Consider the following 22,137-nt stretch of genomic DNA (forward strand, 5'->3'; position numbering starts at 1 on the left):
ATCTTGCGGTGCCTAATCCACTCCGGACAACTACAGGACAAAATCAACGCACTCTAAAACCGGAAGGGCCGTTAAAACACTGCCTCGGGGTAGGCGGGGTTAGCTAACTGCCCCCGTGGTGGCCTCTACCAAAGCCACCACTTATACTGTCCGCACATTCCATGCAACGCATCACATGGACTTCGCCGCCGTGGCCCCACTTACATGCCCCGTTCATCACTGAGAAAAGGGAATCGGACTCTTGATTTTTGCCGTGCTCCGCACCCGCCGCGAGGGCGACCGCCCGCCGGTCAGCCTGGCTTTTACGCCCACCACCCCTACTACTTAAGGAAACTCAATGACGAACGCTAACCACCCAGTACCCGAGTCCACTGACATCAACGCCGCGCTTATCGACGCCTCCGCGGCCCAAGCCCACTCCTGGCTCGCCTCCACCGCCGATGAGCAGGACCCCGCCACGGAACAGCTTGCGGACCTCCTCCGCAACCCCGATGGCGTGGCCTTCACCATGGACTTCGTGGATCGCGTCATGCGGCCGGAAGATGACAAGGTAGCCGCCCACGCCCTGAAATCTGTGACCGCCAGCTATGATGCCTCCTTCCTCGGCCTCATCAACGGCTCTTTGGTCGGCCTCGGCGGCTTCTTCGGCCCCATCCTTCCTAACCTCGTGATGCCGCTGGCCCGCATACGTATGCGCCAGATGGTGGGCCACCTGGTGCTCGATGCCGAGGGCGAAGCCCTCAACAAGACCCTGGACAAGGCCGCAGAATCCGGCGAGCAGCTCAACCTCAACCTGCTTGGTGAGGCCGTGCTCGGCGATAAGGAAGCGCGCTCCCGCGCTGACCGCACCTTGAAGCTCATCCAGAACCCGCGCGTGACCTACGTGTCCGTCAAGGCCTCCTCCATGGTGGCCCAGCTCAACCCGTGGGATATCGAAGGTTCTCTCGTCCGCCTCAAGGAGCGTCTGCGCCCGCTGTATGAAGCCGCGGTCAAGCGCCCGGACAAGGTCTTCATCAACCTGGATATGGAGGAGTACCACGACCTCCACCTCACCGTGCGCCTGTTTACCGAGCTGCTCAGCGAGCCGGAGTTCACCAACCTTGAGGCCGGCATCGTGCTGCAGGCTTACCTGCCCGATACTTTCGACGCCTTGGCCCACCTCGCGGAGTTCGCCAAGAATCGTGTGGCTGAAGGCGGTGCGCACATCAAGATTCGCATCGTCAAGGGCGCCAACCTTTCCATGGAGCACGTGCAGGGAGAAATCCACGGCTGGCCGTCCGCTCCCTACGCCACCAAGGAAGAGGTGGACGCCAACTACTACCGCCTACTCGACTACATTCTGCGCCCGGAATTCGCCGAGTCCGTGCGCATCGGTGTGGCTACCCACAACCTCTACACCGCCGCTTTTGCCCACGAACTGGGCAAGAAGCGCGGCGTGCTGTCCATGATGGATTCCGAGATGCTCCAGGGCATGTCCCCGGCCCAGCAGGCAGCCGTGCGCAAGGCCTTTGACGGCCGCCAGATCCTCTACACCCCGGTGGTGCATATGGAGGACTTCGACGTCGCCGTGTCCTACCTCGTGCGCCGCTTGGAGGAAAACGCTGCCCCGCAGAACTTCCTCTACGCCCTCTTTGCCCCAGAGGAGCAGGCGCTCAAGGACCAGGAGGCAGTCTTCCGCCAGGCCGTCGAGCAGCGCTGGGACACCTTTGCTGGCCCACGTCGCACGCAAAACCGCCTGCAGGAGGCCGAACACGCAGCCGGACGCCAAGCGCCGCGCACCGGCCGCTTCGCCAACGAGCCGGACACTGACCCGGCCCTGGAAGCCAACCGCGAGTGGGCCATCCAGGCTCTCAACACCGACCCCGGCGCCCATGGGGTAGATGAGGTGACGGATACCGGGGTCGTCGACAAGCACGTGCTCCGCGCCGCCGAACTGGGTGCCGAATGGGGTGCCCGCCCCGCTGAGGACCGCGCCCGCGCGCTGGAGGCTGTGGCTGATGTGCTGGCCAACCGCCGCGGCGAGTTCATCTCCGTCGCTGCTTATGAGGCCAACAAGACCGTCACGCAGACCGACCCGGAGATTTCCGAGGCCATCGACTTCTGCACCTACTACGCCCAGTCCGCCCGCCTGCTGGAGAACTACGCCGCCGAGTTCACCCCGCACCGCGTGACCGTGGTGACCCCGCCGTGGAACTTCCCGGTAGCCATCCCCACCGGTGGTATCGCGGCGGCCCTGGCGGCGGGTTCCGCCGTCATCATCAAGCCCGCGCCGCAGGTGGTGCACTGTGCGAAGCTCGTCGTCGACGCCTTCCGCACCGCACTGGAAGCCCAGGGCCTGGACCCGGACCTGGTCCAGCTCGTCTTTACCGATGAGGGCGAAGCCGGCCGCGCGCTCATTTCCCACGCCGACGTCGACGCCGTCATCCTCACGGGTGCGTCCGATACCGGCCAGCTCTTCCGCTCCTGGAAGCCGGAGATGAACATCATGGCGGAGACCTCCGGTAAGAACGCTCTCATCATTACCCCATCTGCCGACCCAGACCTGGCCATTCAGGATCTCTACCTGTCCGCCTTTGGCCACTCCGGCCAAAAGTGCTCGGCGTCTTCCCTGGTCATCTTCGTCGGCGCAGCGGGCGATTCCCAGCGCCTGCGCTCGCAGCTTGTCGACGCCGTCGAGACCCTCATCCCCGGCCCCGGCCACGAAATCACCACCACGATGAACGGCCTGGCCGAAGCGCCCGGCGAGAAGCTCCTGCGTGGCCTTACCCAGCTGGAGCCGGGCGAGTCGTGGCTGATTAAGCCTCAGAAGCTCAACGAAGAGGGCACGCTGTGGTCGCCGGGTATCCGCGATAACGTGCGCCCGGGCTCCTGGTTCCACGTCAACGAGTGCTTCGGCCCGGTCCTCGGCATTATGTATGCGGAGACTTTGGACAAGGCCATCGAGTGGCAGAACTCCACCGGCTACGGCCTCACCGGCGGTATCCACACCTTGGATAACGACGAGATTGACTACTGGCTCGAGCGCGTCGAGGTGGGCAACGCCTACGTCAACCGCGGCATTACCGGCGCGATTGTCCAGCGCCAGTCCTTCGGCGGCTGGAAGCAGTCCGTCATGGGCCCGGGTGCCAAGGCCGGTGGCCCGAACTACGTCGCACAGTTCGGTACCTGGGCCGATGGCGCGCTGCGCCCCTTCGACGTCGACATCACCCAGCCGGTGGTGTCCCAGCTGCGTGCCTTCGCTGGCCTGTCCCTTTCTGATGAGGACACCGCCTGGCTGTGGCGCGCTGCCGAGCTCGACGAGCTGGCCTGGCAGCAGGAGTTCGGTCGCGACCATGACCGCGCTGGCCTGGTCTGCGAGGCCAACGTCTTCCGCTACCGCCCGCTGCTAAGCCCCCTCCAGGTGCGCATTTCTGAGGACGCCCAGCTTCGCGACGTCGCCCGCCTCACCCTCGCCGCTACCCGCACCAACTCCCCGGTCCGCTTCAGCGCCGCCCCGGAGAAGGCTGCGGAGCTGCGTGAACTCGGCTTTGGCGTCGATGGCGTAGCACTCGAGGCTTTTATCCGCGAGGTCTCCAGTCTCGAGTCCGGCCGTGTGCGCTCGGTAGGCTCCGTGGAAGAAGGCGTCTTTGAGGCCGCAGTACAGTCCAACTCCGTGGTGCTGGACCAGCCTGTGCTTGCCGACGGCCGCCGCGAGCTCCTCCCCTTCCTCCTCGAGCAGGCCGTATCGGTGACCATGCACCGCTTCGGCATCATCCGCGAGGTGGGCAGCATCCGCGCATAGTTAATTTCCTGCGCTCATATGAGAAGATGTAGCGCATGAGTCAAAACACCGGTGATGCCACCGCTTCGGACGCCCAGCACAATGAGGCCTCCGACGCGGTGGCGAAGCCCATCAATGAAGAAGCCACCCTTCACCCCTCAGAAACCGACGACAAGTCCCGTGTCCTCGGCCGCGATGCCATTTCCCTGGCGAAGATCTGCCTGATCTTCATCATCGTGGTCGCAGGCGTGGGCCTGGCCGGCTACCTGCTGAAATTCATCTGGGTGGGCCTCCTGCCCGTGATCCTTGCCATCCTGGTCTGCACGGTACTTTTCCCGGTGGCCGCCTGGCTGCGGGGCAAGAAATTCCCCCGCGCCCTAGCCGCCATCACCACCCTGCTCGGCTTCCTGGCCATCATCGGCGGTGTCTTCGCCGCGATGGCACCGGTCGTGTCCACGCAAGGCGCGGCGCTGGTCAATCAGGCCGAGGACGGCCTGAACAAGCTCGTCGTCATGGCGAAGGATCTCCCCTTCGAGATTGATGCGGCGAAGGTGCAGGAAGTGCTTGATGACGCCATGGCGTTCATCAAGGGCCAAGCCTCCCAGATCGCTACCGGCGTCATTTCTGGCGTCTCCATGGCCAGCTCCATCGTCATGGCCTTGGCCATCATGCTGTTCGTGTCCTTCTTCATCCTCAAGGACGGCGATAAATTCCTGCCGTGGCTGCGCACCTACACCGGCTACTCCGCCGGCTGGCACGCCACTGAGCTGCTGACCCGCGTGTGGAATACGCTGTCCGGTTTCATCCAGGCCCAGGCTGCCGTGGCGGCTGTCGACGGCCTCCTCATCGGCCTCGGCCTCTGGGCCATGCAGGTCCCGCTGGCCCTGGTTATCGGCGTGGTGACCTTCTTCGCCAGCTTCATCCCCGTCATCGGCGCGGTCACGGCAGGCGCCTTGGCCGTCATCATCGCTCTGGTTTCCGACGGCCTCACCAAGGCCCTGCTCGCCCTGCTGCTCATCATCGTGGTCCAGCAGGTGGAGGGCAACGTCCTCCAGCCGATGCTCCAGTCCAAGGCCATGGGCCTGCATGCTGCAATGGTGTTGCTCTCCGTCACGGTCGGCTCCGCCCTCGCCGGCATCATCGGCGCCTTCCTGGCCGTACCGGTCGCCGCCACCATCGCCGTCGTCTTCCGCTACCACCAGGAGATGGCCAGCCTTCGCGCCGGCGAGATCGCAGCCAAGAACATCAAGATCTCCACCACCGAAGGCCACGACACCGTCATGAAGCTCTTCGAGCACCTTGAGGCCAGCGGCGCCCGCTAGCCACACAACCGGCGCATGGCTCGAGCTTTCTCGGCCGTGCAACTGCCCTAGTTGCCAAACTTCTCCCCCGCCACCCGCGGCGGGAGCAATGGTTTTGGCAACTAGGGCACTTTCCATATGTAGGGCCTAGTCTGCGGTCACCGTGCCGAAGGCCTCCGCTAGTTCTTCCGCCGCGCGGTCAAGCACCGAGGCCCACGTGCCATAGGACTCCTCGTTGGCGGTGTCCGAGACCTGCTTGAGCAACGTGCACGGCACACCAAACTTCCGGCACACCGCCGCGATGGCATAGCCCTCCATGTCGCACAGCTCGGAATCCTGGGCAAGGCGCGTGCGGGTTGGGGTATCGGAGATAAAGGAATCACCCGTCGCCAGCGACGCCGTGGGCAACTTACCGGAGGTCTCGAGCTCGATGACCTCCGGAAGGAGATAGCGGGAAACGTCGCTGAGCACGTCCAAGTGGAAGTCGTGCTTTCTCACGTGGGAGATCTCGAAGACGCCGGAGAGGTCGTCGACAAGCGCGCCCGCAGTACCAATGTTGATGACACGCTCCGGCAGCACCTCAGCCGAGGCCAGCGCGTTCGTCAGCTCAATCGCGGCGGGCAACGTGCCGATCCCCGTGATGAGCAGCGGCGCGCCGTCCGGAACGTGGGAAGCTTCAGCGTCAACGGCGGCAACAAACAAGACATTCTCCATGCCTGCGAGACTACCCGGTGACCCGAGGAATGTTCTCCGCGGCTCTGGTCTGGGGTCCACGGCCACTTGTAGGGTCTGGAACCACACCGAGACCTCAGAAAGGAGAACACCATGTTCACACCACGAGCTTTCGCCGGAGCAGCACTACTCTGCCTCCCCCTTATCGCCTGCAGCAGCCCCGAAGAAGTCCAGGCCAGCCCCGTCGCCGAAGTCTGCGGCGTAGGAAACGCCCAAGCGGCTGTCAACGCCAACATCGCGCAGGTTCCGCAGTGGAATGGCCACAACTGGAAGGTTGTCGATAGCTCCCACTTCGACCCGTGCGCGGAGCTGAGCTGGCAGACCATTTCCATCGAGGGCGGCACTGCCTCCTCGCCGCACCACATCATGCTCTTCCACAAGGGCCAGTACCTCGGCACCGCGACCGCTGGGCCCTATGGCTTCTTCCCCAGCATCGAGCAGGTCAACGGTAACGAGATTTCCGTGACCTACCACTGGCCGCAAGCAGGCGACGCCAATGCGGCGCCGACGGGCAAGACGCATGCCGGCTTCCGCTGGGACGACGCCCAGCAGAAAGTCATCATGAACGGCGATGTTCCCCCGAAGGCCTAGATAAGATAGAGCCAGTCGTGCGCCCCACAGGAGGCGCACAATGCGAGGAAGGAACAATCAATGTTGAGGCGTAGCTGTGCACTTATGGGCGCTGCCCTTCTCTGCCTCCCGCTCGCCTCCTGCTCCGGCGACGCGGCGCAGGATAATTCGCCAGCGTTCGATACCGTCCACAACAGCGCGACGGACAACGCTCCGGATGACTCGGAGAGCACTGATGACCCTGTGTCGGAACCACCGGCCGCGGGCGCCTCGCCAACGCTTCCTGCTGAATCCCCGGCAGAAGAAAAGGACGCGGAATCCTGCGAGACTATCGACGCCCACGCGGCCTATGAGTCAGGAATCGGCACCATTCCTCCGTGGCAGGACAACAACTGGACGCTGGTGGATTTTGCACAGTTCGATCCTTGTGCGGAGCTGAGCTGGCAAATCATCACCATCGAGCGCGGAACGGCCTCTTCGCCGTACCACATTATGCTCTTCCACAAGGGCGACTACCTGGGCACCGCGACCGCCGAGCCCTACGGTTTCTTCCCCACCGTCGAGCAGGTCAGCGGCGCTGAGATTGCCGTGACCTACCACTGGCCGCGCGAGGGCGAAGCCAATGCGGAACACACCGGAACTACGGAGGCCGGCTTCCGCTGGGACGATGCCGAGCAGAAGGTCATCATGAGCGGCGACGTCCCGCCGGGAAGCTAAGCGCGGCGGTTCGGCCGCCGCAACGCAACCTTTAACGCAGCCGCTGGCCCACAAAGCCAGCGGCCAACGTGTTTCCGCTGGAGGCGTCGATGAGCAAGAAGTTGCCCACCGCGCCACGCGCGGCGTAGTCCTCAACCGGCAGCTCCGCCTGAGTTTGGACGGTGATGTAGGCGATGTCGTTCAGGGAGGCCTTTTCCGGCGACTCGTCGTCGGCCACGCCGTCGAGGTCGAGGACGCGATCCACCGACGCGATACGGGCCTTGACCAGGTCCGTGCCGTAGCGCAGCTTGAGCATTTGGCCTGGTGTGAGGTCCTTGTCGGTGAGCACGACCGCAGTCGCGGCAAACTCGCGGACCGCCTCGGGGCGCTGCGAGCCGGCGAGGAGATCACCGCGGGCAAGATCGATGTCATCAGCCAACAACAGCACGACAGAATCCCCTGCCGTGGCCTGCTCGCCCTCCGCGAGCGGGCCATCAGCGGTATCGATACCCGTTACGGTGGTGGAACGCCCGCCTGGCGTCGTCACGGTATCCCCCACCGCGACGTGACCGGCCTTCACGCGGCCGGCATAGCCGCGGTAATCGGAAGCATGCTCACGGATGACATACTGAATCGGGAACCGGAAGTCCAAGTCATCGGCGCGCCCGGTTGCCACGGGGACGGTCTCCAAAACATCCAGGACGGTTGGCCCGGAGTACCAGTCCATATTCGTGGAGCGCTCCACGACGTTGTCGCCCTTAAGCGCGGAAATCGGGATAGCCACCGAATCGCTAAGCCCCAGGCGCGCGGCGATCTCGTGGAATTCCGACTCGATGGCGCGGAAGGTGTCCTCGTCATAGTCCACCAAATCAATCTTGTTCACGCCCAGCACCACGTGGCGCACGCCCAAGAGCGCTGCGACGTTGAGGTGGCGGCGGGTTTGCTCGACGACGCCATGGCGGGCGTCGATAAGCAGCACCACCACCTGGGACGTCGACATGCCGGTGACCGTATTGCGCGTGTACTGCACATGTCCCGGGGTATCGGCGAGGATGAAGGTGCGCTTATCGGTGGCGAAGTAGCGGTAGGCCACATCGATGGTAATACCCTGCTCGCGCTCGGCGCGGAGGCCGTCGACAAGCAGCGAGAGGTCCATACCGTCAAAACCGCGGTCGGCGGAGGAACGCTCCATGGACTCCACCTGGTCCGCGAGCACGGACTTGGTGTCATAGAGCAGGCGGCCGACGAAGGTGGACTTGCCGTCATCGACGGAACCGGCGGTACACAGGCGCAGGGTGTCGCGCTGCTTGAGCGCGCTAACATTGGGCGCGAGAGTCATTAGAAGTAGCCTTCCTTCTTGCGGTCCTCCATGGCGGACTCAGAGAGTTTGTCGTCGGCGCGGGTCGCGCCCCGCTCGGAGAGGGTAGACACAGAAATCTCGGCGAGGATCTCATCCGTCGTGGAAGCCGTGGAATCCACCGCGCCGGTGCAGGACATGTCACCTACGGTGCGGTAGCGCACAGTACGGGTCTCCAGCGGCTCGTCTTCGCGGGGCCCGCCCCACTCTCCCGGAGTCAGCCACATGCCGTTGCGGTTGAAAACTTCGCGCTGGTGGGAATAGTAGATGGACGGCAGCTCCAGGTTACGGGCGCCGATGTATTCCCAAATGTCAGACTCGGTCCAGTTGGAGATGGGAAAGACGCGCACGTTTTCGCCGGCCATTTTGCCGCCGTTGTAGAGGTCCCACAGCTCCGGGCGCTGGCGGCGCGGGTCCCAGCCGCCGAAGGAATCGCGGATGGAGAAGATGCGTTCCTTGGCGCGGGCGCGTTCCTCGTCGCGGCGCGCACCGCCCAGGACGGCGTCGTAGCCGCGCTCGGCAATAGTCTCCACCAGCGGCACGGACTGCAGCGGGTTGCGGGTGCCGTCGGGGCGCTCCTGGAGCTCGCCGCGGTCAATCCAGTCCTGGACCAACGCCACGTGCAGGCGTGCGCCGGATTCCTCGACGAGGCGGTCGCGGAACTCAATGACCTCGGGGAAGTTGTGGCCGGTATCGACGTGGATGAGCTCAAACGGCACGGTTGCGGGAGCAAAGGCGCGGCGAGCAAGCTCAAAGACAACGACGGAGTCTTTGCCGCCGGAAAAGAGCAGGCCTACCTTGTCGAATTGCCCGGCGACTTCGCGCAGGATGTGGAGGGATTCGTTCTCTAAGTCTTTAAGGTGTGGTGAAAGAGTCATTAGTCGTGCAACCCGCATTCTGTCTTGCCGTCAGCGAATACGCGCCCGGAGCGCGCGTCCTCACCCTCGGCCACTGGGAACGTCAGCGGCGCGCAGCCGATGGAACGGTAGCCCTGAAGGGTGAGCGGATGGATGATGAGGTCGTGGTCCTTGATGTACTTGTCGGTCTGGTCAAGATCCCACGTAATGATCGGGGAAATCTTCAGACGGCCGGTGCGGTCCAGACTCAGCGCCGGCGCGGTGGCGCGGTGCTCGGAATCGGCGCGGCGTAGGCCGGTGACCCACCCGACGTACGGGTCCATCGCCATGTTGAGCGGTTCCACCTTGCGCATGCGGTTATACGCCGCCACATCACGCGCATACAGGCGCGGACCGTAAATCTTGTCCTGCTCCTCGGGGCTCAGAATCGGCAGGACCCGCACCAAGGGAAGGTCCGCATAGCGCTTGGCGACGTCCCCCGCCACCCCCAACGTCTCCTCAAAGTGCCACCCAGTATCGATGAAGAGCAGGTCGGCGTCGAGGTGGGCGCGGTGAGCGAGCTCTGCGAGGACGGTGTTTTCCATAGACATCGTCACTGCAAGCCGGCCCGGCGCGTGCTCGGCGGCCCATTCGGTGATGGTCTCGGCGGAGGCGTCGTAAAGCTTGTCGGCCCAGGCGTCGACGAGTTCTTGGTTGCGCTGTGCCACTGAGGGGTCGAGCGGTGCGGTGTCTCGTGTGCCCTCGGGGCTGATGCTGGGGTCGCGGTAGTCGCCGCGGTCCAGCAGGTTGGTCGGTTCGGTCATGGCATCACACTTTAGGGGTGATGGGTGCGGCGCGCAGCCCTACCCGGGGGGCTTAGTGCCGTGAGCTTGGGCACTGGGGAGAATAAAAATTGGCCGTAGTGAACCGAGCGGACTAGATTTACAGACTAGACAGTCTATTTGTTTCGAACTGAAGGGGTTCTCATGCAGCGTGTTGCCATTGTCGGCGATAGCCCGGCGGCGCTCTCCACCGCGGAACGGCTCATTGCGGCCGGTTTGTGTGTGGACCTCTTCTGCGAACGCCCCGCCCCCTTCGGTTTGCTGCGCCGCTTCGCAGGGCTTTCCGGTGCTGAATCCGCTCCTGCTCCGTGCCCGAAGGGAACAACGCCGAGACTGCGACTCATCGGCAACGTCCGCGTGGGCACTGGCCCTGACGCCGATATTAGCCCCACGGACCTCAACCAGCTCTCCGCGTCTGGCGACCGCCACCTCGTTTTGCTAGAGCTCATGGCACGTGGCGTGGCCATCACGACGTGGGAAGGCCTATGCCGCCCCACTGCCGACATCGAGGATTGGGCTACCGTCGCGGCCCGCGCCCAGCGCGCCCCGGTCTGCTTCTAACGCGCGAGCTAGACGCTCGCGCGGGGAAACGGATAAACTTGCGCGGTCAATGCTCTTCAGCGGCCCAGCGCAGAAACCGCGCGGCCGCCCACACGTATGAAACGCTGGCACATGGAACTCGTTCGCATCCTTTTATCCCGCTCCAAGCCCTATACCGGCTACGTCATCGCGGTCCTGCTCCTCCAAGCGCTATCCACCGCGGCGACGCTCTACCTGCCGTCACTCAACGCCCGCATCATCGACGAAGGCGTCGCCAAGGTCGACATCGACTTCATCTGGCGCACCGGCGGCATCATGCTAGGCGTGGCCTTCGTCCAGGTCACCGCCGCCATCGCCGCAATCTGGTTCGGCTCCCGCACCTCGATGGGCCTAGGTCGCGACCTGCGCTCCGACATCTTCCGCCGCGTCACCCGCTACTCCGCAGAAGACATGAGCCACTTCGGCACCGCTACCCTCATCACACGCGGCACCAATGACGTTCAGCAAATCCAGATGGTCTACATGATGATCCTCAACTTCATGGTCACGGCCCCCATCATGTCCATCGGCGGCATCATCATGGCCATCCGCGAAGATGCCGGCATGTCCTGGCTCGTCGTCGTGTCCGTCGTCGTACTGCTCGCCGCCCTCTCAGCGATCATCGTGCGCCTCATGCCGCTCTTCCGCGCCTGGCAGGACAAGCTCGACACCATGAACGGCACCCTGCGCGAGCAAATCGCCGGCATCCGCGTCGTCCGCGCTTTTACCCGCGAGGAGCACGAGTCCGAACGTTTCCGCGAGGCCAACCGCGACCTCACCAACCTCTCGCTCAAGGTGGGCCAGCTGTTCATCCTCATGTTCCCCATCATCACGGTCATCCTCAACGTCGCCACGGGCGCAGTCTTGTGGTTCGGCGGCCACCGCGTCGACGAGGGCCTGGTGGAGGTCGGCTCGCTGACCGCCTTCCTCCAGTACCTGCTCCAAATCCTCGCCGCCGTCATGATGGGCACCTTCATGGCCATGATTTTGCCGCGTTCCATCATCTGCGCGCGCCGCATCACCGACGTCCTCGACCACGCCCCCTCCATCGACGAACCCACCAACCCCGTCACCCCGGCCCGTTCCGAGGGCGTCGTCGAGCTACGCAACGTCACCTTCCAATACGCCGGCGCCGAGGAGCCTGTGCTTCGCGACGTCTCCTTCACCGCCACCCCCGGCACCACCACCGCGCTCATCGGTGCAACCGGCTCCGGCAAAACCACCGCGCTTTCCCTCATCCCGCGCCTCTACCTCCCCACCGAGGGCCACGTGCTTCTCGACGGGACGGATGTCGCCGAGATGAAGCGGGGGGACGTCGTCAAGCGTGTGGGTTTGGTACCGCAGAAACCGTACCTGTTTAGCGGCTCCGTGGCCTCCAACCTGCGCCTCGGCGCCCCGGACGCCAGCGATGAGGATCTGTGGGCCGCGCTGCGCACCGCACAGGCGGACTTTGTCGAGGACCTCGACATGCACATCGCGCAGGGCGGCACCAATGTGTCCGGTGGTCAGCGCCAACGACTGTCCATTGCCCGCATGCTCGTTGCGCGGCCACTGGTGTACCTGTTTGACGATTCTTTCTCCGCCCTCGATGTGGTCACCGACGCCGCCGTGCGCGACGCTATGCGCGAGTACACCGCCGAGGCGACGACGATTATCGTGGCGCAGCGCGTGAGCTCGATTGTGGACGCGGACCAGATTCTGGTCATGGATGCTGGGCGCATCGTCGCGCGCGGCACGAACGAGGAGCTGCTCGAGACCTCCGAGACGTACCGCGAAATCGTAGAATCCCAGAAGACCGCGGAGGTGGCGTAAATGGCTGAACACGACGCACAAACGGCAGAGCTGGAAGAAAAGACAGGCGAGAACGCCCCGCGCAAGGCCAAGAACTTCTGGCCGTCTGCGAAACGGCTTTTTGGCCTGCTTGCACCGTTCAAGGTGCAGCTTTTCGCGATTGCCGCCATGAATATCGTGTGCGTGCTGCTGGCGGTGGCCGCGCCGAAGATCATGGGTATGGCCACCGACGTTATTTTCTCCGGCGTTATTTCGCGCCACATGCCGGCGGGGATCTCGAAGGAGCAGGCCATTGAGGCGCTCCGCGCGGGCGGGCAGGACAAGTTTGCCGACATGGCCTCCGCCATGGACTTAAACCCCGGCTTCGGCATTGATTTCTCCAAGCTCGGCACCATCATCCTCATTGTCATCGCGATGTACGTGGTGTCCTCACTCTTCCAGTGGTGGCAGGGCTTTTTGCTCAACTCCCTGGTGATGAAGGTGGTCTTCGACCTGCGCGGAGATATCGAGTCCAAGCTCAACCGCTTGCCGCTCAATTACTTCGACACGCAATCGCGCGGCGACCTGCTCTCGCGCACAACGAACGACGCCGACAATATCCAGTCCGCCCTCCAACAGGCCATCTCGCAGCTGTTTTATAACCTGCTCATGGTCGTGGGCATTACGGTCATGATGTTCTCCGTGTCCTGGCAGCTGGCCCTCGTGGCGCTGCTCGCGCTGCCGCTGACCGCCGTCGTGATTGCGGTCATTGGTTCTCGCGCGCAGAAGCAGTTCAAGGCCCAGTGGAAAGCGACCGGTGACCTCAACGGCCAGATCGAAGAGGCGTTCTCCGGCCACGACCTCGCCACCGTCTTTGGCCGCATCGATGCCATGACGGAAGACTTTGACAAGCGCAACGAGGAGCTGTTCCGCTCCGCGTCGCTGGCGCAGTTCCTGGCGGGCATGATGATGCCGATCATGCAGTTCATTTCCTACCTGTCCTACGTGGTCATCGCGGTGCTCGGCGCGCTCAAGGTGGCCTCCGGCTCCCTCACGCTGGGCGGGGCGCAGGCCTTTATTCAGTACTCGCGTGAGTTCAACCAGCCGCTGGGCCAGCTCGGTGGCATGATGCAGCAGGTGCAGTCGGGCGTGGCGTCGGCCGAGCGCGTCTTCGAGTTCCTCGACGCCGAGGAGGAGCCCCTCGAAGAGCCCACTTCCCGCCTCGGCGGCCGCGCGAAGGGCCTCGTCGAGTTCGAGGACGTCGATTTCTCCTATGACCCCGATTCCCCGCTCATCCAGGACCTTTCCCTGCGCGTGGAGCCCGGCCAGACGGCGGCCATCGTGGGCCCCACGGGTGCTGGCAAAACCACACTGGTTAACCTCATCATGCGCTTCTACGACATCGATTCGGGCACCATCCGCCTCGATGGCATCGACACCGCGGAGATTTCCCGCCACGAGCTGCGCTCCCAGGTGGGCATGGTGCTCCAAGACGCCATGGTTTTCGAAGGCACGATCATGGACAACATCCGCTACGGCCGCCTCGATGCCACCGACGACGAGGTCATCGCCGCGGCGAAGGCCACCTACGTCGACCGCTTTGTCCATTCCCTCCCCGACGGCTATGACACAAAGATCGACCAGGATGGCGGCGCAATTTCCGCCGGCGAGCGACAGCTCATCACCATCGCGCGCGCCTTCCTGGCCCAGCCGGCGTTGCTCATCCTCGACGAGGCCACCTCGTCTGTCGATACCCGCACCGAGATGCACGTCCAGCAGGCCATGAACGCCCTGCGCCAGGGCCGCACGTCCTTTATCATCGCGCACCGCCTGTCCACGATTCGCGACGCCGACGTCATCATCGTCATGGAAGAAGGCCGCATCGTCGAACAAGGCACCCACGCCGAGCTTCTCGACGCCCACGGCGCCTACTGGCGCCTCCACCAGTCCCAGTTCCGCGAACCCTAACCCCCGCGCGCTAGTCCACGCCCACCGCAATCACCGGCGCGGAGAAACTATCCCCGGTGAGGTTCGCCAGTTCGAGGGTGACGTTGGTGAGGGAGAGGTGGTCCATGAGGGCGTCGGGAAGCGCGGCGTCCGGGACGGGGTGTGGCTGAGGAATGCCGAGCTGGTCGAGGACGTGATTGATATCCCCGGTCAGATCCACGGTGACCGGCACGGTACGCGCGCCTTCAATGGTGGGCGTGGCGGTCAGAGACGTCGCGACGATGCGTACGGACCCCTCCACCGTGGTCTGCGCACCACCGGTGGTGAGTAGTCCATCACCGGCGTTGCCGGGCAGCGTGATGGCGAGATCCCGCGCGTCTAGGCGGTCCCCGGTGAGTTCCAGGACGCGCACCTCGCCGTCGCCGGTCGGTGTCGTGCTGATGGTGGCGCCCACGTTACCCCGCAACGTCACCTCCTTCGCGGTCACCGTGGAGAAATAAGGTTGGTCGGGGGCAACCTGCGCGCTCACGACCTCCACCCCGCCCTTCGCGCTCACCGCGAGGGCCACAACGGCCGCGATCACTGTGCTCCGTGAGCGCGAAGGGCGGTGTTTACGCATCGCTTGGCTCCCAAGCCAAGGTCAGCGCGCCGCCAACAATGCCGAGCAGCGAGCCAACGAGAAAGCCTCCCAAATTAGACGCCGGCAAGGCGATGACCGCCACGATGATGCCCAGCACGCCAAGATACGTCGCGGTGGCAGGTCGACACCACGCGCCGAGGCCAAACATGACGAGAAGCGCGCCGATGAGCAGCGTGGATACGCCCGACACGGTGGAAATCATGACGAGCAGGTCCGAAATCTGGACCGTGAAGTAGGCGGGCATGGCAATGATGATGCCCGAAAGGATGAGCAGCAGCCCCGGGATGAAAGGCCGCTCGGCGCGCCACGCTTTAAACCGCGTCCACGCTGACGGTTTGGGCGCTACGGAGCCGGATTGGTCGGCATCGATTGAATCAGGTTCCACGGCGCTCGTTCCTGGAGCGCCGCTAGCGTCATCAGCAGGCATGGTCACGGCCCCGCTTCACGGATACGCCCACGTTCTTAGCGGACAAGGTCTTCGCGCCGATGGAGGTGGCGCGGACGTCGTCGGCGGTCAGCGAAACCTGCTTAGAGTAGAGGCCCCAGGTGCCGGGGTCGGCGGCGTCGGAAAGCTGGCGGGCGTCGATGCCCACGTTGGCGTCCTGCATGACGAGCGATCCTTCGATGTCGGAGGCACCGACGAGGAGGTCGGTGGCCTCCACGCTGTTATCGCCCTTGGCCTTGAGCGCGAGCGTGGACTCACCGACGGCGGGCAGATCCGTCGTGACGTAGAGGCACAGATCGGAAGCCACGGCGTGCTCCAGCTTGAGGCGCGCAGTGGGGACGTCCTCCTCACCCTTCTTGTCGCTATCGATGAAGAGAGAAAAGCCCTCGCCTTCCAAGTGGCGCATGTTGACGTTAAAGAACGTGCCCGACAGCGCCAGGTTCGCCGTCAGACCGCCCTGCGCCACCGCAAAGCCCGCCACGCCAAACGCCGCGAAGCCCGCTACTAGGCCCGCCGCGGCTTTCGGCACACTGATTCTGCCCACAACGCCTCCTGAAAAGTTGACCCTCAGAATGATAGCTGAATCCCGACTCCCGGAATTGAGCAGTAAGGCTTTAAGGTAGGAAGCAGCATTGAGCCAAGCAATAAAGGAGCGCGCATGTTCGGCTGGGTTGCCATCGCCGCATCGATCCCGGTGTGGCTGTATTTCTTCTACCGAGTCGGTGTGCTCTTCCGTTTCATCCGCTCCGGTGGACCCACGCAGCTCAACCGCACCGACCGCCCCATGTCGCGCCTCGGCCGCGTCCTCGTCGAAGTCTTCGGACATACCCACTTCAAGGGCCGCCCGTTCGTCAACGCCGCGCACTGGCTTGTCATGGTAGGTTTCCTCTTCGGCATTCTGGTGTGGTTTGAGGCCTATATCCAAACCTTCGCGCCCGATAAAGGCTGGCCGTGGCTCAGCGACTGGCCGGTCTATCACTTCATCGAGGAGGTTCTCGGCATCGCAACGGTGCTGGGCATTGGCTTCCTCGCCGCAGTACGCCTCAAGCTCGGCCACACTGAGCGCGGCAGCCGCTTCTACAATTCGCAGGTCTTCCCAGCGCACTTGGTGGAAGCCATCGTGTTTGTCGAGGGCCTCGGCATGCTCCTGGTCAAGGCGTCCTCCATCGCGACGTTTGGCGGTGGGTCGCCGTGGGCTGATTTCTTGACGATTCATGTGGCGGGGATGCTGCCGACGTCGCCAAGCATGGTTCAATTCTTTGCCCTGGTGAAGCTGCTGACGGGTATGGCGTTCATCGCCTGCATCGCCCGCTATTTCCAATGGGGCGTGATGTGGCACCGCTTCATGGCGTTCTTCAACATCTTCTTCCAGCGCAACGCCGACGGCGAGAAGGCGCTGGGCGCTGTTCCCACGCCGGACCTGGAGGACCTCGAGCCGGGGAGCTGGAAAATGCTTCTCGACGCCTCCTCCTGCACCGAATGCGGCCGCTGCCAGGACCTCTGCCCCGCGTGGAATACCGGCAAGCCGCTGAGTCCGAAGAAGGTCATGATGGACCTGCGCCAGGGCGCGCTGGATAATTACAACCCGCATGAGGGGCTCAACGTGCTGGCGATGGCCGGCACGATTGATGATGACGTCCTGTGGTCGTGCACCAACTGTGGCGCCTGCGTGGACCAGTGCCCGGTCGACATCGAGCACATCGACCACATCGCGGACCTGCGCCGCTTCAAGGTTCTGGCGGAGTCTGACTTCCCGTCCGAGCTGACCGGGCTGTTTAAGAACATGGAAACGAAGGGCAACCCGTGGGGCCGCAACGCCTCGGAGCGCCGCGCGTGGATTGATGAAGCGCGCGCCGACGGCATTGAGGTGCCGATTATCGGTGAGGACGCTACGGATTTTTCCGACCTCGAGTACTTGTTCTGGGTCGGCTGCGCCGGTGCCTACGACGACCAAGGCCGCGCCACGACGCGCGCGGTGGTGGACATGTTGCACACCGCCGGCGTGAAGTTCGGCGTGCTGGCCACGGGCGAGACCTGCACGGGTGACCCGGCGCGTCGTGCCGGCAATGAGTTCCTGTTCCAGGTGATGGCGGAGCAGAATGTCGCCACGCTTAACGACGCCTTCCACGGCGTCCCCCAAGGCCAACGCAAGATCATCACCACCTGTCCGCACTGTTTTAATACGATTCGCAACGAATACCCCGACTTCGACGGCCACTTCGACGTGTTGCACCATACGCAGCTGCTCAACCGCTTGGTGCGCGAAAAGCTGCTCGTGCCGGTGCCACGTTCGCCGGAGAATCGCCGCCCCGTCACGTATCACGATCCCTGCTTCCTGGGCCGTCACAACAAGGTTTTCGACCCGCCACGTGAACTCGTGGAAGCGACTGGCGCAACGCTTGCGGAAATGGACCACAACCGTGACGAAGCTTTCTGTTGTGGTGCCGGTGGTGCGCGTATGTTCATGGAAGAAAACCTGGGCCAGCGCGTCAATGAGTTCCGCTCGGAGCAGGCAGTGGCCACCGGTGCTTCTGAGATTGCGACCGGTTGCCCGTTCTGTAACGTCATGCTCACCGGCGGTGTGAAGTCCGTTGCGCCGGAAACCCAGGTCAGCGATGTAGCCCTCATGCTTCGCGACGCCATCGCCCCCACCGGCGACCTCCCCGCCCCGCGCGAGAAGGCTTTCCTCGACACGCCGCGTCGCCTCTCCCCCGCTTCTTCGCGGCCTAACGCCTCGTCGGTGCCGGGCTCCTCCGCACCCGCCGTTGCCGCCGATGAGCCCACCATCCCGGAGCCTCTAGAATCTCCCGCTCCGACGCCTCCAACCCCAGCGGCGACTCCTGCAGCTCCCGCCACCCCGCCGGCTCCAGCTGCGCCACCGGCTCCAGCCACGCCAGCTGCGCCAAGCGCGCCAACAGCTCCGGCTGCCCCAGCCACACCGAGCGCACCTGCTGCACCAGCCACGCCAGCTGCGCCAAGCACACCCGCAGCCCCGAGCGCTCCCACCGCGCCGCCCGTGCCCGCGGCCCCGTCCGCACCGGCTACTCCGAAGCCACCTAGCGCTCCGGCAGCACCAAAGGCACCAACCACACCGTCCGCGCCGGCGGCACCTGCAGCTCCCGCCACGCCGCCGGCTCCAGCCGCCCCAACTGTGCCAAGCGCACCTGCGGTGCCGGAAGCGTCGAAGGTAGCGGAGACGCCGCGTGCACCAGCAGCGCCGACCGCCTCTAGTGCACCGACAGCGCCTAAGGCTCCAGCAACACCCCCTGCGCCAGATGTACCGAGTGCCCCGGCTGCGCCGTCGGTTCCAAGCGCACCCGCAACACCAACAGCGCCGAATGCACCGAAGGTAGAGGAAACACCGCGGGCGCCCGCTATCCCAGTAGCACCTGAAACTCCAAAGGCACCGAACGTGCCGAAGGCGCCGAAGGTGTCCGATGAGCCGGGGGCGTCGGAAAGCGTGGCACAGGCCCCGAAGCCACCGAGCCAGGACTAGGTCTTAAACTAGGCGCGATTGGGACGGCGCAGGTAGTCTCTAGACATGCATTTTGACGTGACGTACGTCCTCGCCGCTGGCGAAAGCAACTACACCGACTCGCTCGTATCCTTCGCGTGGATTATGGCGGTGGCCTTGCTGGCACCGCTGATCTCCCACCTGACGGGCAAAAAGATGCCGGCCGTGGCACTGCTCATCTTCTTCGGCATGATTATCGGGCCCTCGATGCTGGGTTTGGCGCACGAGGATCCGGGTATCGGCATGCTGAAGGAACTGGGCGTCGGCGCGCTGTTCCTGCTGGCAGGTTTCGAGATCGACATTGCCGCGCTGAAATCCAAAGAAGCTGTGACGGGCTTTTCGACGTGGGCCATCTGCATGGTGGCGTGTGGCGTCGGCGCATACTTCCTCATGGACGACATCCCGGGCGCCATCGTGATGGCGATTGCCCTGACATCGACAGCGCTCGGCACGATTACGCCGATGCTGAAGCAGGACAAGCTACTCGGCACGCGCGTGGGCGATTCCGTACTGATTCACGGCGCGATTGGTGAGGTCGCACCGATTACCGCGATGGCGCTGCTTCTGGGCTCGCGATCGACGCTGGCAACGATGCTCATCCTGCTGGCCTTCATTGGTATTGCAGTGGCCGTGGCAATCATGCCGTTTGCCATCACGACGCTTATGCCGTGGTTCAAAGATGCGTTCATCTCAAGCGCGGGCTCGACGAACCAGACCATCATGCGTCTCATCATCCTGATTCTGGCGATTCTCATGGCTGTAACGGCCGTGTTCGAGCTGGACATCGTGCTGGGAGCGTTCGCTGCGGGTATTATCCTCAACCGCATCATCCCGGATGAGTACCACAAAGGCCTTGAAAACCGTCTCGACGTGGTGTTTTATTCCATGCTCATCCCGGTTTTCTTCGTGATCTCCGGCATGGCGATTGACTGGGACGTCATCGTGAGCGAGCCCGTCAAGGTGCTGGGTATCCCGTTGCTTATTTTGGTCACGCGCGGCCTGCCCGTGTTTCTGCGCGAGAACATCCATCAGACCGGCTCCGATGTCGAGACCACCCGCGAGCGCATTCAGGTCGCGCTCTATGCCGCGACGGGTCTGCCGATCATCGTGGCGGTGATGTCGCTGGCGGTGGCGTCGGGAATCGTCGACAACGAAATGGCGTCCATCTTCATCGCCGGTGGCGCGCTGACGGTGGCGATCTTCCCGTTCATCGCCAGCCTGCTGCGCGAAGAGGAGCCGGCTAAGTCGGAGAAATAGCCTGCTAGGATAGGTGCCGTGACTAATCCATTCAGTATGCGGCTTTCCGACGCCGAACGGACCGACGCCGTCAACGACCTCGCCCAGGCCTTGGGTGAAGGCCGTCTGACTATGGATGAGTTTGAAGAGCGTACCGACGCGGTAATGCAAGCCACGACCCGCCGCGAGTTGGCGGATATCTTCATGGATATTCCCACCAAGGCCAGCACGGAGCTCAAGATTTACTCCCGCGGCGAGATGGAGCGCGCGTACCAATCGACGAAGAAGCCGCGTTTGGCCACAGCCATGGTGGGCACGCTGGGGCTATCTTTCGGCGCAATCGTCGCCTTCAACGCACTTCCCGGTGTGGCGGCTGCGATGACGGGAACGGGCCTGCTCTTCCTTATCCCCGCATTATGGATCATGCTCTACGTGGCCAAAGTCGGCCCGGAATCCTGGCACCGCCCCTCACCGCGGCAGATTGAGCGCCAGCGTATGCGAGAGCTCAAGGCGGCGACGGCGGAGGAACGCGCGCAGACGAGGGCGTTGGAGCAGGCGCAGTGGGCGGAGAGGCGTCGGCAAGCAAGTGAAATTACGGGAGATGCGATGAATCTGGCGAAACGTAAGTTAGACGAGTGGAACCAGAAGTAACATATCCCGCATGACTCACAACCGGATTTTTGATCAATCCACCAAACTACAAGACGTTGCCTACGATATTCGCGGCGAGGTTTCCGCGGAGGCTGAGCGCATGGAGCTCGACGGGCACAACATTTTGAAGCTCAACACCGGCAACCCCGCGGTGTTTGGGTTCGATGCGCCGGATGTCATTATGCGCGACATGATTGCGGCGCTGCCGACCTCGCAGGGTTATTCCACGTCGAAGGGTATTATCCCGGCGCGGCGCGCGATTGTGACGCGCTATGAGCTGGAGGACTTCCCACCGTTTGATGTCGATGATGTCTACCTAGGCAATGGTGTTTCAGAGCTCATTTCGATGGTGACGCAGGCGCTGCTTAACGACGGCGACGAGATTCTCATCCCCGCCCCCGACTATCCCCTGTGGACCGCGGCGACATCGCTGGCGGGTGGCACGCCCGTGCACTATCTGTGCGATGAAGAGGATGACTGGAACCCGTCAATTGAGGATATTCGGGCGAAAGTATCTGAAAAGACCAAAGCCATTGTGGTCATTAATCCAAATAACCCGACGGGTGCGGTGTATTCGCGCGAGACGCTGCAGAAGATTGTTGATGTGGCGCGGGAGAATAATCTGCTGATTTTGGCCGATGAGATTTATGACCGGATTCTGTATGACGGCGCGAAGCATATTACGATTGCTTCGCTAGCGCCGGACTTGCTGACGATTACTTTTAATGGTTTGTCCAAGGCGTATCGCGTGGCCGGTTACCGCGCGGGGTGGATGGTGCTGACCGGGCCGAAGTCCCATGCACGTGGGTTTATCGAGGGCATCGACCTTTTGGCGGGCATGCGCCTATGCCCGAACGTGCCAGCGCAGCATGCGATTCAGGTGGCGCTGGGCGGGCGGCAGTCGATTTATGAGCTCACCGCTGAGAATGGTCGTTTGCTCAAGCAACGCAACATTGCGTACGAGAAGCTCAACGAGATTCCTGGTGTGTCCGTGGTGAAGCCGAAGGGGGCGCTGTATTGCTTCCCGCGTCTGGATCCGGAGGTCTACGACATCCACGATGACTCGAAGCTCATGCTCGACATTTTGCGCGCGGAGAAGATCCTCATGGTGCAGGGTACGGGCTTTAACTGGCCTACCCCGGACCATTTCCGCGTGGTGACGCTGCCGTGGGCATCGCAGTTGGAGAATGCGATTGAGCGCCTCGGCAATTTCTTGGTGAGTTACCGCCAGTAGCGCGGACTCGGCTGGCCCTGCGCGACG

The 22,137-nt window shown here is 63.5% G+C and carries 18 protein-coding genes; 11 read left to right on the forward strand and 7 right to left on the reverse strand.

What is annotated here, in order from left to right:
* Positions 1 to 337 precede the first annotated feature (337 nt).
* The gene (locus NX84_RS00110) at positions 338 to 3,781 is read left to right on the forward strand and encodes a bifunctional proline dehydrogenase/L-glutamate gamma-semialdehyde dehydrogenase (protein ID WP_039672514.1); all 3,444 of its coding nucleotides are present in this window, start codon (positions 338 to 340) and stop codon (positions 3,779 to 3,781) included.
* A 35-nt stretch (positions 3,782 to 3,816) separates the two neighbouring features.
* Positions 3,817 to 5,082 carry an AI-2E family transporter gene (locus tag NX84_RS00115; RefSeq protein WP_231913733.1) on the forward strand — a complete coding sequence of 422 codons (1,266 nt, stop codon included), beginning with the start codon at positions 3,817 to 3,819 and terminating at the stop codon, positions 5,080 to 5,082.
* Positions 5,083 to 5,208: 126 nt separating this feature from the next.
* Here NX84_RS00115 and NX84_RS00120 read toward each other — a convergent pair whose 3' ends face one another.
* Positions 5,209 to 5,775, reverse strand: coding sequence for a nucleosidase (locus NX84_RS00120; protein ID WP_039672516.1), 567 nt, complete (start codon positions 5,773 to 5,775; stop codon positions 5,209 to 5,211).
* A gap of 111 nt (positions 5,776 to 5,886) precedes the next feature.
* Between NX84_RS00120 and NX84_RS00125 the strand changes: the two genes are divergently transcribed.
* Both NX84_RS00125 and NX84_RS00130 read left to right on the forward strand, forming a co-directional pair.
* The gene (locus NX84_RS00125) at positions 5,887 to 6,384 is read left to right on the forward strand and encodes an LppP/LprE family lipoprotein (RefSeq protein WP_039672518.1); all 498 of its coding nucleotides are present in this window, start codon (positions 5,887 to 5,889) and stop codon (positions 6,382 to 6,384) included.
* 60 nt (positions 6,385 to 6,444) lie between these two features.
* The gene (locus tag NX84_RS00130; protein ID WP_039672520.1) at positions 6,445 to 7,080 is read left to right on the forward strand and encodes an LppP/LprE family lipoprotein; all 636 of its coding nucleotides are present in this window, start codon (positions 6,445 to 6,447) and stop codon (positions 7,078 to 7,080) included.
* A gap of 31 nt (positions 7,081 to 7,111) precedes the next feature.
* Here NX84_RS00130 and NX84_RS00135 read toward each other — a convergent pair whose 3' ends face one another.
* The 3 genes from NX84_RS00135 to NX84_RS00145 are packed head-to-tail and all read right to left on the reverse strand — an operon-like array spanning position 7,112 to position 10,076.
* Positions 7,112 to 8,398: a sulfate adenylyltransferase subunit 1 gene (locus NX84_RS00135; RefSeq protein ID WP_039672522.1), complete on the reverse strand. Its 1,287-nt coding sequence runs from the start codon at positions 8,396 to 8,398 to the stop codon at positions 7,112 to 7,114.
* Positions 8,398 to 9,294: a sulfate adenylyltransferase subunit CysD gene (gene cysD / locus NX84_RS00140; protein ID WP_039672524.1), complete on the reverse strand. Its 897-nt coding sequence runs from the start codon at positions 9,292 to 9,294 to the stop codon at positions 8,398 to 8,400. The genes NX84_RS00135 and cysD overlap by 1 nt, the downstream gene beginning before the upstream one ends.
* The gene (locus NX84_RS00145; protein ID WP_039672526.1) at positions 9,294 to 10,076 is read right to left on the reverse strand and encodes a phosphoadenylyl-sulfate reductase; all 783 of its coding nucleotides are present in this window, start codon (positions 10,074 to 10,076) and stop codon (positions 9,294 to 9,296) included. Before NX84_RS00145 ends, cysD begins: the two co-directional genes overlap by 1 nt.
* Positions 10,077 to 10,238: 162 nt before the next feature.
* On the opposite strand from NX84_RS00145, the gene NX84_RS00150 reads away from it, so the two are divergent.
* From NX84_RS00150 to NX84_RS00160, 3 genes are all read left to right on the forward strand, one after another.
* Positions 10,239 to 10,655: a hypothetical protein gene (locus NX84_RS00150; RefSeq protein ID WP_039672528.1), complete on the forward strand. Its 417-nt coding sequence runs from the start codon at positions 10,239 to 10,241 to the stop codon at positions 10,653 to 10,655.
* 111 nt (positions 10,656 to 10,766) lie between these two features.
* The gene (locus NX84_RS00155; RefSeq protein ID WP_039672529.1) at positions 10,767 to 12,485 is read left to right on the forward strand and encodes an ABC transporter ATP-binding protein; all 1,719 of its coding nucleotides are present in this window, start codon (positions 10,767 to 10,769) and stop codon (positions 12,483 to 12,485) included.
* The gene (locus NX84_RS00160; protein WP_039672530.1) at positions 12,486 to 14,411 is read left to right on the forward strand and encodes an ABC transporter ATP-binding protein; all 1,926 of its coding nucleotides are present in this window, start codon (positions 12,486 to 12,488) and stop codon (positions 14,409 to 14,411) included.
* Positions 14,412 to 14,421: 10 nt separating this feature from the next.
* Here the strand turns inward: NX84_RS00160 and NX84_RS00165 are convergent, their stop codons facing one another.
* The 3 genes from NX84_RS00165 to NX84_RS00175 are packed head-to-tail and all read right to left on the reverse strand — an operon-like array spanning position 14,422 to position 16,019.
* Positions 14,422 to 15,009, reverse strand: coding sequence for a hypothetical protein (locus tag NX84_RS00165; protein ID WP_039672531.1), 588 nt, complete (start codon positions 15,007 to 15,009; stop codon positions 14,422 to 14,424).
* Positions 15,002 to 15,415: a DUF6114 domain-containing protein gene (locus NX84_RS00170; RefSeq protein ID WP_039672675.1), complete on the reverse strand. Its 414-nt coding sequence runs from the start codon at positions 15,413 to 15,415 to the stop codon at positions 15,002 to 15,004. The genes NX84_RS00165 and NX84_RS00170 overlap by 8 nt, the downstream gene beginning before the upstream one ends.
* A 31-nt stretch (positions 15,416 to 15,446) precedes the next feature.
* Positions 15,447 to 16,019, reverse strand: coding sequence for a DUF6230 family protein (locus NX84_RS00175; protein ID WP_039672532.1), 573 nt, complete (start codon positions 16,017 to 16,019; stop codon positions 15,447 to 15,449).
* Between the two features lie 114 nt (positions 16,020 to 16,133).
* On the opposite strand from NX84_RS00175, the gene NX84_RS00180 reads away from it, so the two are divergent.
* The 4 genes from NX84_RS00180 to NX84_RS00195 are packed head-to-tail and all read left to right on the forward strand — an operon-like array spanning position 16,134 to position 22,110.
* Positions 16,134 to 18,971, forward strand: coding sequence for a (Fe-S)-binding protein (locus NX84_RS00180; RefSeq protein ID WP_039672533.1), 2,838 nt, complete (start codon positions 16,134 to 16,136; stop codon positions 18,969 to 18,971).
* A 45-nt stretch (positions 18,972 to 19,016) separates the two neighbouring features.
* The gene (locus NX84_RS00185) at positions 19,017 to 20,246 is read left to right on the forward strand and encodes a cation:proton antiporter (RefSeq protein ID WP_039672534.1); all 1,230 of its coding nucleotides are present in this window, start codon (positions 19,017 to 19,019) and stop codon (positions 20,244 to 20,246) included.
* Positions 20,247 to 20,264: 18 nt separating this feature from the next.
* On the forward strand, positions 20,265 to 20,876 hold the full coding sequence (locus NX84_RS00190; RefSeq protein ID WP_306302909.1) for a DUF1707 SHOCT-like domain-containing protein: 612 nt from the start codon (positions 20,265 to 20,267) through the stop codon (positions 20,874 to 20,876).
* Positions 20,877 to 20,886: 10 nt separating this feature from the next.
* Positions 20,887 to 22,110, forward strand: a complete 1,224-nt coding sequence (locus NX84_RS00195) for a pyridoxal phosphate-dependent aminotransferase (RefSeq protein WP_039672536.1) — start codon at positions 20,887 to 20,889, stop codon at positions 22,108 to 22,110.
* The last annotated feature ends 27 nt before the right edge of the window (positions 22,111 to 22,137 follow it).

Source organism: Corynebacterium minutissimum, from assembly GCF_000805675.1.
In the GTDB taxonomy this organism is placed as follows: Bacteria; Actinomycetota; Actinomycetes; order Mycobacteriales; family Mycobacteriaceae; genus Corynebacterium; species Corynebacterium minutissimum.

Bases quoted from the DNA above. Each gene is read 5' to 3' on its own strand.
- NX84_RS00155 (WP_039672529.1), top strand. From the start codon at position 10,767: ATGGAACTCGTTCGCATCCTTTTATCCCGCTCCAAGCCCTATACCGGC.
- NX84_RS00195 (WP_039672536.1), top strand. From the start codon at position 20,887: ATGACTCACAACCGGATTTTTGATCAATCCACCAAACTACAAGACGTT.
- cysD (WP_039672524.1), bottom strand. From the start codon at position 9,294: ATGACTCTTTCACCACACCTTAAAGACTTAGAGAACGAATCCCTCCAC.
- NX84_RS00145 (WP_039672526.1), bottom strand. From the start codon at position 10,076: ATGACCGAACCGACCAACCTGCTGGACCGCGGCGACTACCGCGACCCC.
- NX84_RS00115 (WP_231913733.1), top strand. From the start codon at position 3,817: ATGAGTCAAAACACCGGTGATGCCACCGCTTCGGACGCCCAGCACAAT.
- NX84_RS00125 (WP_039672518.1), top strand. From the start codon at position 5,887: ATGTTCACACCACGAGCTTTCGCCGGAGCAGCACTACTCTGCCTCCCC.
- NX84_RS00165 (WP_039672531.1), bottom strand. From the start codon at position 15,009: ATGCGTAAACACCGCCCTTCGCGCTCACGGAGCACAGTGATCGCGGCC.
- NX84_RS00150 (WP_039672528.1), top strand. From the start codon at position 10,239: ATGCAGCGTGTTGCCATTGTCGGCGATAGCCCGGCGGCGCTCTCCACC.
- NX84_RS00110 (WP_039672514.1), top strand. From the start codon at position 338: ATGACGAACGCTAACCACCCAGTACCCGAGTCCACTGACATCAACGCC.
- NX84_RS00185 (WP_039672534.1), top strand. From the start codon at position 19,017: ATGCATTTTGACGTGACGTACGTCCTCGCCGCTGGCGAAAGCAACTAC.
- NX84_RS00130 (WP_039672520.1), top strand. From the start codon at position 6,445: ATGTTGAGGCGTAGCTGTGCACTTATGGGCGCTGCCCTTCTCTGCCTC.
- NX84_RS00160 (WP_039672530.1), top strand. From the start codon at position 12,486: ATGGCTGAACACGACGCACAAACGGCAGAGCTGGAAGAAAAGACAGGC.
- NX84_RS00120 (WP_039672516.1), bottom strand. From the start codon at position 5,775: ATGGAGAATGTCTTGTTTGTTGCCGCCGTTGACGCTGAAGCTTCCCAC.
- NX84_RS00135 (WP_039672522.1), bottom strand. From the start codon at position 8,398: ATGACTCTCGCGCCCAATGTTAGCGCGCTCAAGCAGCGCGACACCCTG.
- NX84_RS00180 (WP_039672533.1), top strand. From the start codon at position 16,134: ATGTTCGGCTGGGTTGCCATCGCCGCATCGATCCCGGTGTGGCTGTAT.